This window comes from Pseudomonas sp. 9_2_1 (assembly GCF_059295275.1).
Genome location: NZ_CM181239.1, coordinates 324372 through 336727 on the forward strand (window position 1 = coordinate 324372; position 12356 = coordinate 336727).

A 12356-nucleotide genomic window follows, 5' to 3' on the forward strand; every position below is an offset into this window, starting at 1 on the left:
CACATCCATATAAAAAGGATCAGATCCATGAGCAGTACCGTCGCGACGGGCGCCTCGGCCAGTGCGCCAGGCTTTCTGTCAAAGGAGCGCATCATCGCCCGCCCAGGCTTCAACCGCTGGCTGGTTCCGCCTGCCGCGCTGGCCATTCACCTGTGCATCGGCATGGCCTATGGCTTTTCGGTGTTCTGGCTGCCGTTGTCGCAAGCCCTCGGCATTACTGCCCCGGTCGCTTGCGCCGCAGATATGGGCTTCATGGCCCGCATGTTCAGCGCCGAGTGCGACTGGCCGATCTCGATGCTGAGCTGGATCTACACCCTGTTCTTTGTCTTTCTCGGTTGCTCGGCGGCCGTGCTGGGCGGCTGGCTGGAACACGCCGGCCCGCGCAAGGCCGGCCTGGTATCGGCACTGTGCTGGTGCGGCGGCATGCTGATTTCGGCCATTGGCGTGAAAACCCACCAATTGTGGCTGATGTGGCTGGGCTCCGGCGTGATCGGTGGTATCGGCCTGGGCCTGGGCTACATCTCGCCGGTATCGACCCTGATCAAGTGGTTCCCGGACAAACGTGGCATGGCCACCGGCATGGCGATCATGGGCTTCGGCGGCGGTGCGATGGTGGGGGCACCGCTGGCCACCGCGCTGATGGGGCATTTTGGCAATGCGCAGGAAGTGGGCGTGTGGCAGAGCTTTGTGGCGATGGCCGCAATCTACTTCGTGTTCATGACCGCCGGCGCCCTGGCTTATCGCGTGCCGCCGACCGGCTGGAAGCCCGAAGGCTGGACAGCCCCGGTGAAAAAGGCTGGCAATACCATGGTCACCGACCGCCACGTGCACGTCAGTGTGGCCTGGAAAACGCCGCAGTTTGCCTTGATCTGGCTGGTATTATGCCTGAACGTGTCGGCAGGTATCGGCATTCTCGGTATGGCTTCGCCGCTGCTGCAGGAAGTGTTCGCCGGCAAGCTGCTGGGCAATGAACTGACCTTCAGCCAGCTCAACGCTGCCCAGCTGGCGCAGATTGCCGCGATTGCTGCTGGCTTCACCGGCCTGTTGAGCCTGTTCAACATTGGCGGGCGGTTTTTCTGGGCGTCGTTCTCCGACTACATCGGCCGCAAGAACACCTATTTCGCCTTCTTCGCCCTGGGCGTGGGTTTGTACAGCATGGTGCCGAACATGGGCCACCTGGGCAACGTGGCGCTGTTCGTGGCAGCGTTCTGCATCATCTTGTCGATGTATGGCGGTGGCTTTGCGACGGTGCCCGCGTACCTGGCGGACCTGTTTGGTACGCAGATGGTGGGTGCCATTCATGGTCGTCTGCTGACCGCCTGGGCGGCCGCTGGGGTTCTCGGGCCGGTGCTGATCACCTACCTGCGCGAATATCAGCTGGCGGCAGGGGTGGAGCGTGCGGCGGCCTACGACATGACCCTGTACATCCTCGCCGGCCTGCTGGTGCTGGGCTTCATCTGCAACATGCTGGTGCGCCCGGTGGCGGACAAGCACTTCATGAGCGATGCCGAACTGGCGGCCGAGCGGGCCTTGAGCCACGACAAGGGCGCTGATGGCGCGCGGTCGCTGGAGTGGAAGGCTGCGCCGGGCAGCCTGCCACTGGTGCTGCTGGCCTGGGCTGTGGTGGTTGTGCCGCTGGCATGGGGTGTGTGGATTACCCTGCAGAAGACGGCGGTGCTGTTCCATTGACGAGTGATGCAGCCGGTTGAGCTTTCCGGCTGTAGCGGCCCTATCGCCGGCAAGCCAGCTCCCACAGGTACACCACAGGCCTTGAACATTGTGGGGGGCCTGTGGGAGCTGGCTTGCCGGCGATAGGCCTGCAAAGTAGCACCATGCGCGGTTGTATAGACCTGTAGCGCTATCAACCCCCCGTAATTGCTTGCCTTGCCATATGTCATCCGCGTTTCAAGCTGGCGTGTTCTGGGCCTATAATGGAACCCTTTTCGCCCAATGATTTTGCGGAGCTGGTGATGGTCGAACGTAAGGCTTCCGTCGAGCGCAATACCCTGGAAACCCAGGTCAAGTGCTCGATCAACCTCGATGGCAGTGGCAAGGCCCGATTCGATATCGGCGTGCCTTTCCTCGAACACATGCTGGACCAGATTGCCCGCCATGGGCTGATCGACCTGGATATCGAGTGCAAGGGTGACACGCATATCGACGATCACCATACCGTCGAAGACGTCGGTATCACCCTGGGCATGGCTTTCGCCCAGGCCATCGGTGACAAGAAAGGCATCTTCCGCTACGGCCACGCCTACGTGCCGCTGGATGAAGCGCTGTCGCGCGTGGTCATCGACTTCTCCGGCCGCCCAGGCCTGCAGATGCATGTGCCGTACACCCGCGCCAGCGTCGGCGGCTTCGATGTCGATCTGTTCCAGGAGTTCTTCCAGGGCTTCGTCAACCACGCCCTGGTAACCCTGCACATCGACAACCTGCGTGGCCACAACACCCACCACCAGATCGAAACCGTGTTCAAGGCATTCGGCCGCGCCCTGCGCATGGCCACCACCCTCGACGAGCGCATGGCAGGCCAGATGCCTTCCACCAAAGGGTGCCTGTAAATGCAGACGGTAGCCGTAATCGACTATGGCATGGGCAACCTGCACTCGGTGGCCAAGGCGCTTGAGCATGTGGGCGCCGGCAAGGTGCTGGTCACCAGCGATGCCGCAGTGATCCGCGAAGCCGACCGCGTGGTGTTCCCGGGCGTAGGCGCGATCCGCGACTGCATGGCCGAAATCCGCCGCCTGGGCTTCGACAGCCTGGTGCGTGAAGTCAGCCAGGATCGGCCGTTTCTCGGCATCTGCGTGGGTATGCAGGCACTGCTGGAGCACAGCGAAGAAAACAACGGCGTCGACTGCATCGGCCTGTTCCCTGGCCAGGTGCGCTTCTTCGGCAAGGGCCTGGAAGAAGACGGCGAGCACCTGAAGGTGCCGCACATGGGCTGGAACGAAGTGACCCAGGCCATCGACCACCCGCTGTGGCACGACATCCCTGACCGTGCCCGCTTCTATTTCGTGCACAGCTACTACATCAATGCCGGCAAGCCGGGCCAGGTGGTCGGCCGCGGCCATTACGGCGTCGATTTTGCCGCCGCGCTGGCCGATGGCTCGCGCTTTGCCGTGCAGTTCCACCCGGAGAAGAGCCATACCCATGGCCTGCAGCTGCTGCAGAACTTCGTCGCCTGGGACGGGCGCTGGTAGATGAGCAAGTCGAAGACCAAGGCACCGGTCATTACCCTGGCCCCCGAGCAGGAGCGCGAAGCGCTCGACACGCTCAAGCGCTTTCTCGAAGACCGTTTCGAGCTGCAACTGGGCTCGTTCGAGGTGGCCGAGGTCCTCGACCTGTTCAGCAAAGAAATTGCACCCCATTACTACAACAGGGCGATTGCCGATGTTCAGCTGCACCTCAAGGAGCGGTTCGAGAGCATCGAAAGTGATCTGTGGGCGCTCGAGAAGCCCTGAAACCCAAGAACAGACAGGTTCCCAAGATGCTGATTATCCCCGCTATCGATCTGAAGGACGGTGCCTGCGTGCGCCTGCGCCAGGGCCGTATGGAAGACTCCACGGTATTCTCCGACGACCCGGTCAGCATGGCTGCCAAATGGGTCGAGGGTGGCTGCCGCCGCCTGCACCTGGTCGACCTGAACGGCGCCTTCGAAGGCCAGCCGGTCAACGGTGAAGTGGTCACCGCCATTGCCAAGCGCTACCCCAACCTGCCGATCCAGATCGGCGGTGGCATCCGCTCGCTGGAAACCATCGAGCACTACGTCAAGGCCGGCGTCAGCTACGTGATCATCGGCACCAAGGCGGTCAAGCAGCCGGAGTTCGTCGCCGAGGCGTGCAAGGCGTTCCCGGGCAAGGTCATCGTTGGCCTGGACGCCAAGGACGGTTTCGTGGCCACCGACGGCTGGGCTGAAGTCAGCTCGGTGCAGGTCATCGACCTGGCCAAGCGTTTCGAGGCCGATGGCGTCTCGGCGATCGTCTACACCGACATCGCCAAGGACGGCATGATGCAGGGCTGCAACGTGCCCTTCACCAAGGCCCTGGCCGAAGCCACGCGTATTCCGGTGATCGCCTCGGGTGGCATCCACAACCTGGGTGACATCAAGGCCCTGCTGGACGCCAAGGCTCCCGGCATCGTCGGCGCCATCACTGGCCGTGCCATCTACGAAGGCACCCTGGATGTCGCCGAGGCCCAGGCCTTCTGCGATACCTACCAAGGCTGAGGACTGAACCATGGCACTGGCCAAGCGCATCATCCCTTGCCTGGACGTGGATAACGGCCGGGTGGTCAAGGGCGTCAAATTCGAGAACATCCGTGATGCCGGCGACCCGGTGGAAATCGCCCGTCGCTACAACGAGCAAGGTGCCGACGAGATCACCTTCCTCGACATCACCGCCAGCGTCGATGGCCGCGACACCACCCTGCATACCGTCGAGCGCATGGCTAGCCAGGTGTTCATCCCGCTGACCGTGGGCGGTGGCGTGCGTACCGTGCAAGACATCCGCAACTTGCTCAACGCCGGTGCCGACAAGGTTTCCATCAATACCGCCGCAGTGTTCAACCCGGAGTTCGTCGGCGAGGCTGCTGACCGGTTCGGTTCGCAGTGCATCGTCGTGGCGATTGATGCCAAGAAGGTGTCCGGACCTGGCGAAGCGCCGCGTTGGGAGATCTTCACCCACGGCGGGCGCAAGCCGACCGGGCTGGATGCCGTCGAGTGGGCGAAGAAGATGGAAGGCCTGGGGGCGGGTGAGATCCTGCTGACCAGCATGGACCAGGATGGCATGAAGAACGGCTTCGACCTGGGCGTTACCCGTGCCATCAGTGATGCGCTGGGTATTCCGGTGATTGCTTCGGGTGGTGTTGGCAACTTGCAGCACCTGGCCGACGGCATTGTGGAAGGGCATGCCAGCGCGGTGCTGGCGGCCAGTATCTTCCACTTTGGCGAGTACACGGTGCCGGAGGCCAAGGCCTATATGGCTGCCCGCGGCATCGTCGTTCGCTGATCGATTGATGGGGGCTGCTTTGCAGCCCATGGCCGGCAAGCCAGCTCCCACAGGTACAGCGCAGGCCCTGTGCCTTGTGCATTACCTGTGGGAGCTGGCTTGCCGGCGATGGGCCGCAAAGCGGCCCCAATAGCTTCAACCGTGATTCTTGCCGAGCAAAGCGTGATAAAGCTCGGTATCCCCAAGAATCCCCACCATCTTGTCATTCTCCTGCAGCACCAGCTTGTTACCAGTCTGGTAGCGAATCTGCAGTGCCTCGCGCATGCCGATATCCGCATGCACCAAGGTTGGCCGACGCCCCAGCCCTTCCACGGACTGCCCCGGCGCCCAGTTCTGCATCTCCAGCCCGTTCTGCCCCTGGCGCGCGCGCTTGATCGAGTTGCCTTCGCCCAGGTCCAGCCACGAATCGCCACCCGGGTCCAGGCATACCGAGCCATTCACCCGCTTGCACTTGTCCAGGCTGCGCATCAGGCTGCGGCCGCACAGCACGTTCAGCGGGTTGGTATGGGCAACGAAGGTACGCACGTATTCGTCGGCAGGGTTGAGCACGATCTCTTCCGGTTTGCTGTACTGGATGATGCGCCCGTCCTTCATGATGGCGATGCGGCTACCCAGCTTCAGTGCCTCGTCAAGGTCGTGGCTGACGAACACGATGGTCTTGCTCAGCTTGGCCTGCAGGCCCAGCAGTTCGTCTTGCAGGCCCTGGCGGATCAGTGGGTCAAGGGCCGAGAACGGTTCGTCCATCAGCAGGATGTCGGCATCCATCGCCAGCGCCCGGGCCAGGCCCACGCGCTGCTGCATGCCACCGGACAGCTCGTCCGGTTTCTTGTTACGCCATTGGGTCAGGCCCACCAACTCCAGTTTTTCGTCGACCAGCTTGCGCCGTTCCTTTTCCGGCCGACCCTGCATTTCCAGACCAAAGCTGATGTTCTCGCGTACCGTCAGCCAGGGCATCAGGGCGAACTTCTGGAACACCATGGCAATGCGCTTGGTGCGCATCATCTTCAGCTCGGCCGGGGTGCAGTGGGCAATGTCGATGTTCTTGCCTTCATGCTCGACGAACAGCTTGCCGCGGCTGACGGTGTTGAGGCCGTTGATGCAGCGCAGCAGGCTCGACTTGCCCGAGCCGGACAGGCCCATCAGTACGCAGATCTCGCCTTTCTGGATGTCCAGGTTGGCTTTTTCGACGCCGACCACCAGGCCGGTCTGCTTGAGGATCTGCTCGCGGGTCTGGCCCTTGTCGAGCAAGGCCAGGGCCTCGCGCGGCTTGTTGGAGAAGATGACGTCGACGTCTTCGAATCGAATGATGCTCATGCTTCACCCCTTACCGGCAGTTCCGGTTGCTTGCAGATACGGTCGAGCATGATCGCCAGCAGCACGATCGCCAGGCCCGCTTCGAAGCCCAGGGAGATATCGGCGGTGTTCAGTGCGTTGACCACAGGTTTGCCCAGGCCGTCAGCGCCGACCAGCGCGGCGATCACTACCATCGACAGCGACAGCATGATGCACTGGGTAACGCCGGCGGCGATGCTCGGCATCGCATGCGGCAGTTCGATACGGGTCAGCAGCTGGCGCCGCGAGCAGCCAAAGGCCTTGCCGGCATCCATCAGCTCTTGCGGCACGTCGCAGATACCCAGGTAGGTCAGGCGGATAGGTGCGGCGATGGCGAACACCACCGTCGAGATCAGCCCGGGCACCACACCAAGGCCGAAAAGGGTCAGGGTAGGGATCAGGTAGACGAAGGTAGGCACCGTCTGCATCAGGTCGAGCACCGGGCGCATGGCGGTATAGAACATCGGCTTGTGCGCGGCGACGATGCCCAGCGGCACGCCGATGGCCACGCATACCACCGTGGCGAAGGTGACCTGCGCCAGGGTTTCCATGGTTTCCTGCCAGTAGCCCAGGTTGAGGATCAGCAGGAACGACACTGCCACGAAGGCAGTCAGCGCCCACTTGCGCTGGATCAGGTGCGCCAGGGCGGCGAACAGGGCGATGAGGACGAACGGGTTGAACCAGGTCAGGGCGCTGGTCACGCCATGAATCATGAACTCCAGGCCTTGCGCGATGGCGTCGAAATATTCAGCGCCGTTCTGGGTCAGCCATTCGACGAACGACGCGATGTACTGGCCCAGGGGTATTTTCTGATCGATAAGCATGATAGCGAGCTTCCACCTGCGTAGATTGAAATCAACCCGGGGCAGGCACGGTCCTGCCCCGAGGTAGCGCTATTGCGTATTTCGTTATTGCGTCAGCTTGGCCTTGGCCGCCTCAAGGCCGGGTTTGCCGTCCACGGTGGTAACGCCAGCCAGCCAGGTGTCCAGCTTGCCGGGGTTATCCTTGAGCCACTTCTTGGCGGCTGCTTCGGGTTTCATCTTGTCGTCCAGGACATAGCCCATCATGGTGCTTTCATCCTTGAGCTCGAACGACAGGTTCTTCAGCAGCTGGCCAACGTTGCTGCACTCCTGCGCATAGCCCTTGCGGGTGTTGGTCAACACCGTCGCCTTGCCGAAGTCGGGGCCGAAAAAGTCGTCCCCGCCGGTCAGGTACTGCATCTTGAAGCGGGTGTTCATCGGGTGCGGTTCCCAGCCCAGGAACACCATCGCTTCACCGCGCTTTTGCGCGCGGTCGACCTGCGACAGCATGCCGGCCTCGCTGGACTGCACGATCTTGAAACCGGCGTCCTTGAGGCCGAAGGCGTTCTTGTCGATCATGCTCTGGATGGTGCGGTTGCCGTCGTTGCCGGGCTCGATGCCGTAGATCTTGCCGTCCAGTTCCTTCTTGAACTTGGGAATGTCGCTGAAATCCTTCAGGCCCTTGTCGTACAGCGCCTGAGGCACGGCGAGGGTGTACTTGGCGTTTTCCAGGTTGGCGCGCACGGTCTCGACAGTACCGGCATCGCGGTACTGCTTGATGTCGTTCTCCATGGTCGGCATCCAGTTGCCGAGAAACACGTCCAGGTCCTTGCCGGTGGCCAGCGACTTGTAGGTCACCGGTACCGAGATCATGGTGGTGTGGGTCTTGTAACCCAGGGCTTCGAGCACAACGCTGGTGGTCGCGGTGGTTACCGTGATGTCGGTCCAGCCGACATCCGAGAAACGTACCGTTTGACACTGCTCGGGTTCGGCAGCCTGGGCCAGTAACGGCGCAGACAACATCGCAACCAGCAACAGCGAGGGTGAACCTTTCATGGATGGACTCCTGTGATTTTGTCTTCGGGTTCGCGTGGGTCGCCGGGCTTTCTGAGGGTCCGGTCGACCAGGCCTGCAGAGGGCAGGATGCGTGGCCGTGCTTTACGAGTCGCTTTCGATAATCCTCCAGCGCCGGGCAATCGCCTACTGGTGGGGTCGTAACCAGTACGGAACGGGTCGTATCCAGTACGGGCGATGTCGCTTATGAGTTTTTCCACCCCTCCAGCCGCATTTTTGCGTCACCAGGCCACCGGAAAGCGGCGTCATGGTGGCAACTTTCCGGCCTGAAACAGCGAGGCGCTGCTGGACAAAAGTACGTCGGTTGCAGACGGCGAGGGGGGCGGGAAAAGCCCGATGATGCTGGCATTCAAGGCGGCCCGCTGTTTCAGCCTAGCAGCTGCCCCGCCCTGCGCATGGCGCGCAGAGACAAGCCCAGCAAGAGGTGAAGCGACAATGGCCATCAGCGTGTTCGACCTGTTCAAGATCGGTGTCGGGCCTTCCAGCTCCCACACCGTTGGCCCCATGCGTGCCGGCGCCCTGTTCGTCCAGGGCCTGCGCGAACGCGGCGAGCTGGAACGTGTGAAGCGTGTCGAAGTGCGCCTGTACGGCTCGCTGTCGGCCACCGGCATCGGCCACGGCACCGACAACGCCACCATCATGGGCCTGATGGGCGAATGGCCTGATGCCATCGACCCCACCCAGATCGTGCCGCGCATCGCCGACCTGCGTGAAACCAACACCCTGCAGCTGGACAACCGCCTGCCCATCGAATTCGTCTGGGCCCGCGACATGCTGCTGCTGGACGAAAACCTGCCGTACCACCCCAACGCCATGACCTTGGTTGCCGAAGGCGAGCAGGGCGAGTTGCACCGCGACACCTACTACTCGGTGGGTGGCGGCTTTGTGGTCGATGCCGCCCAGGCCGCCAGCGGTGTGCTGGATGCTGATCAGACGGTGCTGCCGTATGACTTCAACAGCGCTGCCGAACTGCTGCGCCTGTGCAAGCAAAACGACCTCAGCGTGTCGCAATTGATGATGGCCAACGAGAAGGTCTGGCGCAGCGAGGAAGAGATCCGCGCCGGCCTGTACAAGCTCTGGGAAGCCATGCAGGAATGCGTCAACAACGGCCTCAAGTACGAAGGCACACTGCCCGGCGGGCTGAATGTGCGCCGACGTGCCGCCAAGCTGCACCGCAGCCTGCAGGAAATCGGCAAGCCCAACGTCATCGGCTCGACCATGAGCGCCATGGAATGGGTCAACCTGTTCGCCCTGGCGGTCAACGAAGAGAACGCCGCTGGCGGGCGCATGGTCACCGCGCCTACCAATGGTGCGGCGGGCATTATCCCCGCAGTACTGCATTACTACATGCGCTTCAGCGATGCGGTGGACGAATCCAACGTGGTCGATTACTTCCTGGCCGCTGCGGCCGTGGGCATCCTGTGCAAGAAAAACGCCTCCATTTCCGGTGCCGAGGTTGGCTGCCAGGGTGAGGTCGGTTCAGCTTGTGCCATGGCTGCTGCCGGCCTGGCCGAAATACTCGGTGCGACTCCCCCGCAAGTGGAGAATGCTGCGGAAATCGCCCTGGAGCACAACCTGGGCCTGACCTGCGACCCGGTGGGCGGGTTGGTACAGGTGCCGTGCATCGAGCGCAACGCCATTGCCGCAGTAAAAGCCATCAATGCGGTACAGATGGCCCTGCGTGGCGACGGGGAGCACTTCATTTCTCTCGACCAGGTGATCCGCACCATGCGCGACACCGGTGCCGACATGCACGACAAGTACAAAGAGACTTCGCGCGGTGGCCTGGCGGTCAGCGCGATCGAATGTTGATCGTGTAGCGGACTTCACTGGCCTCATCGCCGGCAAGCCAGCTCCCACAGGGATTCCATAGCTCTCAGAGGCGGTGGCGGACCTGTGGGAGCTGGCTTGCCGGCAATGGGGCCTGTGCTACCACACAGGTGCATGACAAGAACCAATGCCCTCTTATGGTGCAGCATGACGCCTACCGATCGTCGGGTGTCGTTATCAGTGTGGGCATTGTCGGTGACACTCAAGAGTGTCGTTTCTGGGCAACTTACACTGCCCCTGTCACCAAATTGCTCAGCGGTTACACGCACGGCGCCTAGCACGGCGTTTTGCGATAGTTGGCCAACTCGACCAAAGCACCTGATCTGCCTGATAAAGGCGTCGTTTTCAGGTTTTTTTGGATAGCCGTTCAATTTCAGGCACGGCGTTTGCGTTGAGATTGGCACCCAGCCCTGCACATGAAACGGGGCAATAACAAGAAATCAGTGCCCGCCTGAGGCACACCCTGCATTTGTGTGAGGAGAAATCGCGATGACGTCGTACACCTCCGGGACCCCAACCCAGAACCGCACAGCACCCCAGTCCATCGGGTTTCTTCTATTGGACAATTTCACCCTCATCTCACTGGCCTCGGCGGTCGAGCCATTGCGTATGGCCAACCAGCTTTCTGGCCGGGAGCTGTACCGCTGGCACACGCTGACCGTCGACGGCGGGCAGGTATGGGCCAGTGACGGTCTGCAGATCACCCCCGATGCCGCCATCACCAATGCCCCCCCCATCGACACCGTTATCGTCTGCGGTGGGGTTGGCATCCAGCGTTCGGTCACCCGTGAGCACGTTACCTGGCTGCAGTCTCAGGCCCGTCAGTCGCGCCGCCTTGGTGCGGTGTGTACCGGCAGCTGGGCACTGGCCTGCGCCGGCCTGCTGGATGGCTTCGATTGCAGCGTGCACTGGGAATGCCTGGCGGCGATGCAGGAGGCTTACCCACGGGTGAACATGAGCACCCGCCTGTTCACCCTCGACCGCAACCGCTTCACCAGCTCTGGCGGTACCGCGCCGCTGGACATGATGCTGCACCTGATCAGCCGCGACCATGGCCGCGAGCTGTCGGCGGCGATTTCGGAAATGTTCGTCTACGAGCGCATTCGCAACGAGCAGGACCACCAGCGCGTGCCGCTCAAGCACATGCTCGGCACCAACCAGCCGAAGCTGCAAGAGATTGTCGCGCTGATGGAGGCCAACCTCGAAGAACCGATCGATCTGGACGAACTGGCGGTGTATGTGGCGGTGTCGCGTCGGCAGCTCGAGCGGCTGTTCCAGAAATACCTGCATTGCTCGCCATCGCGTTATTACCTGAAGCTGCGGCTGATCCGCGCACGCCAGCTGCTGAAGCAGACGCCGATGTCGATCATCGAAGTGGCATCAGTGTGCGGTTTTGTGTCCACGCCGCACTTCTCCAAGTGCTACCGCGAGTACTTCGGCATCCCGCCGCGTGACGAGCGTGTGGGCTCCAACACTGCGCAGCAGGTGGCGATGATGCCGATTCCGCAGGCCATGACCCTGTCGCCGCACAGCGGGCCGTTGGGGGCATTGAGCCAGGCGCGCAACGAGTCGACGTTTGCCAGTGTGAGGCTCTGACACCGCGTCGCTTGCTTCGCGGCTAAAGCCGCTCCCACAGGGACCGTGCAAGCTCAGGCCTGTGCACGGCCTGTGGAAGCAACTGTCTTGCACAGAATTTAAAGAGCGTGCGCGATCTCTGTGGGAGCGGGTTTACCCGCGAAGAGGCCGGACCTGCCGGCCACTATCCTTGGGCATTCACCGTTTCTTCCGAAAGGTTGAGCCTGATCATTCCGGTGTTCGCCGCCCTGCCGGCGTTCTTGGCCAAAACCATGCGCGGGTTATTGGCTTATCCACAGGTGTGACCCAATCGCCGACAAGCCAGCTCCCACAGGTTCGGCACAAGTGTCGGGGCTTGTGTGATTCCTGTGGGGGCTGGCTTGCCGGCGATTGGGCCGGAACAGGACAACTCGGTCAGGCGCGCCTGCTGAAGTGCGCCAGGGCCGGCAACAGCTGCTTGTCGATCGCCTGGCGCACCGCCGGCAGAATCGTCGCGCTACCGGTATACATCTGCTCCACCATCCCCTTCAGCGCCCGCGCATTGGGCTCGGTCAGCCCACGCACCACCGCTTCGCAGGCCTGCTCGGCACTGGCCCCGGCGGGTATGTCGAACCCGCGCGCGCGCAGGTGGCCTGCCAAGTCGTCCTGGTCAATCAAATCCGCATGCATCATGGCTGTTGTCCCTTTTATCGCTAAGAGAGTGCTGCTGTGATTTACGACCGATTCTGTGACGACC

The 12356-nt window shown here is 62.2% G+C and carries 12 protein-coding genes; 8 read left to right on the forward strand and 4 right to left on the reverse strand.

Annotated elements, in window-relative coordinates:
• Nucleotides 1-27: 27 nt before the first annotated feature.
• The 6 genes from AC5O5I_RS01345 to hisF all read left to right on the forward strand — a co-directional run bounded on the left by AC5O5I_RS01345 (nucleotide 28) and on the right by hisF (nucleotide 5009).
• Nucleotides 28-1689, forward strand: coding sequence for an OFA family MFS transporter (locus tag AC5O5I_RS01345; RefSeq protein WP_172286325.1), 1662 nt, complete (start codon nucleotides 28-30; stop codon nucleotides 1687-1689).
• Between the two features lie 281 nt (nucleotides 1690-1970).
• The gene (gene hisB, locus AC5O5I_RS01350) at nucleotides 1971-2564 is read left to right on the forward strand and encodes an imidazoleglycerol-phosphate dehydratase HisB (RefSeq protein WP_172227023.1); all 594 of its coding nucleotides are present in this window, start codon (nucleotides 1971-1973) and stop codon (nucleotides 2562-2564) included.
• A complete protein-coding gene (gene hisH, locus AC5O5I_RS01355) occupies nucleotides 2565-3203 on the forward strand; it encodes an imidazole glycerol phosphate synthase subunit HisH (protein ID WP_172227026.1) in 639 nt (212 codons plus the stop codon).
• Complete coding sequence (locus tag AC5O5I_RS01360) at nucleotides 3204-3464, forward strand: DUF2164 domain-containing protein (RefSeq protein WP_172227029.1); 261 nt, start codon at nucleotides 3204-3206, stop codon at nucleotides 3462-3464.
• A gap of 26 nt (nucleotides 3465-3490) precedes the next feature.
• Nucleotides 3491-4228, forward strand: a complete 738-nt coding sequence (gene hisA / locus AC5O5I_RS01365; protein ID WP_172286324.1) for a 1-(5-phosphoribosyl)-5-[(5-phosphoribosylamino)methylideneamino]imidazole-4-carboxamide isomerase — start codon at nucleotides 3491-3493, stop codon at nucleotides 4226-4228.
• A 10-nt stretch (nucleotides 4229-4238) separates the two neighbouring features.
• On the forward strand, nucleotides 4239-5009 hold the full coding sequence (gene hisF / locus AC5O5I_RS01370; protein ID WP_172227698.1) for an imidazole glycerol phosphate synthase subunit HisF: 771 nt from the start codon (nucleotides 4239-4241) through the stop codon (nucleotides 5007-5009).
• A gap of 135 nt (nucleotides 5010-5144) precedes the next feature.
• Here hisF and choV read toward each other — a convergent pair whose 3' ends face one another.
• From choV to AC5O5I_RS01385, 3 genes are all read right to left on the reverse strand, one after another.
• A complete protein-coding gene (gene choV / locus AC5O5I_RS01375; RefSeq protein WP_172227700.1) occupies nucleotides 5145-6323 on the reverse strand; it encodes a choline ABC transporter ATP-binding protein in 1179 nt (392 codons plus the stop codon).
• Nucleotides 6320-7168, reverse strand: a complete 849-nt coding sequence (choW, locus tag AC5O5I_RS01380; protein WP_172227716.1) for a choline ABC transporter permease subunit — start codon at nucleotides 7166-7168, stop codon at nucleotides 6320-6322. The genes choV and choW overlap by 4 nt, the downstream gene beginning before the upstream one ends.
• 81 nt (nucleotides 7169-7249) lie before the next feature.
• A complete protein-coding gene (locus tag AC5O5I_RS01385) occupies nucleotides 7250-8197 on the reverse strand; it encodes a choline ABC transporter substrate-binding protein (protein WP_172227702.1) in 948 nt (315 codons plus the stop codon).
• Between the two features lie 453 nt (nucleotides 8198-8650).
• Here AC5O5I_RS01385 and AC5O5I_RS01390 point away from each other — a divergent pair, with 453 nt between their 5' ends.
• Both AC5O5I_RS01390 and gbdR read left to right on the forward strand, forming a co-directional pair.
• Nucleotides 8651-10027 (forward strand): L-serine ammonia-lyase, encoded by a 1377-nt coding sequence (locus AC5O5I_RS01390; protein ID WP_172227704.1) that lies wholly within the window; start codon nucleotides 8651-8653, stop codon nucleotides 10025-10027.
• Between the two features lie 507 nt (nucleotides 10028-10534).
• The gene (gbdR, locus tag AC5O5I_RS01395) at nucleotides 10535-11641 is read left to right on the forward strand and encodes a choline metabolism transcriptional regulator GbdR (RefSeq protein WP_172227706.1); all 1107 of its coding nucleotides are present in this window, start codon (nucleotides 10535-10537) and stop codon (nucleotides 11639-11641) included.
• 393 nt (nucleotides 11642-12034) lie between these two features.
• On the opposite strand, the gene AC5O5I_RS01400 is transcribed toward gbdR, so the two are convergent.
• A complete protein-coding gene (locus AC5O5I_RS01400; protein ID WP_494511965.1) occupies nucleotides 12035-12292 on the reverse strand; it encodes a hypothetical protein in 258 nt (85 codons plus the stop codon).
• Between the last annotated feature and the right edge of the window lie 64 nt (nucleotides 12293-12356).

What these genes read in the sequence shown, in the direction of transcription:
- AC5O5I_RS01345 (WP_172286325.1), top strand. Translation starts at nt 28, where the DNA reads ATGAGCAGTACCGTCGCGACGGGCGCCTCGGCCAGTGCGCCAGGCTTT.
- hisB (WP_172227023.1), top strand. Translation starts at nt 1,971, where the DNA reads ATGGTCGAACGTAAGGCTTCCGTCGAGCGCAATACCCTGGAAACCCAG.
- hisH (WP_172227026.1), top strand. Translation starts at nt 2,565, where the DNA reads ATGCAGACGGTAGCCGTAATCGACTATGGCATGGGCAACCTGCACTCG.
- AC5O5I_RS01360 (WP_172227029.1), top strand. Translation starts at nt 3,204, where the DNA reads ATGAGCAAGTCGAAGACCAAGGCACCGGTCATTACCCTGGCCCCCGAG.
- hisA (WP_172286324.1), top strand. Translation starts at nt 3,491, where the DNA reads ATGCTGATTATCCCCGCTATCGATCTGAAGGACGGTGCCTGCGTGCGC.
- hisF (WP_172227698.1), top strand. Translation starts at nt 4,239, where the DNA reads ATGGCACTGGCCAAGCGCATCATCCCTTGCCTGGACGTGGATAACGGC.
- choV (WP_172227700.1), bottom strand. Translation starts at nt 6,323, where the DNA reads ATGAGCATCATTCGATTCGAAGACGTCGACGTCATCTTCTCCAACAAG.
- AC5O5I_RS01385 (WP_172227702.1), bottom strand. Translation starts at nt 8,197, where the DNA reads ATGAAAGGTTCACCCTCGCTGTTGCTGGTTGCGATGTTGTCTGCGCCG.
- AC5O5I_RS01390 (WP_172227704.1), top strand. Translation starts at nt 8,651, where the DNA reads ATGGCCATCAGCGTGTTCGACCTGTTCAAGATCGGTGTCGGGCCTTCC.
- gbdR (WP_172227706.1), top strand. Translation starts at nt 10,535, where the DNA reads ATGACGTCGTACACCTCCGGGACCCCAACCCAGAACCGCACAGCACCC.
- AC5O5I_RS01400 (WP_494511965.1), bottom strand. Translation starts at nt 12,292, where the DNA reads ATGATGCATGCGGATTTGATTGACCAGGACGACTTGGCAGGCCACCTG.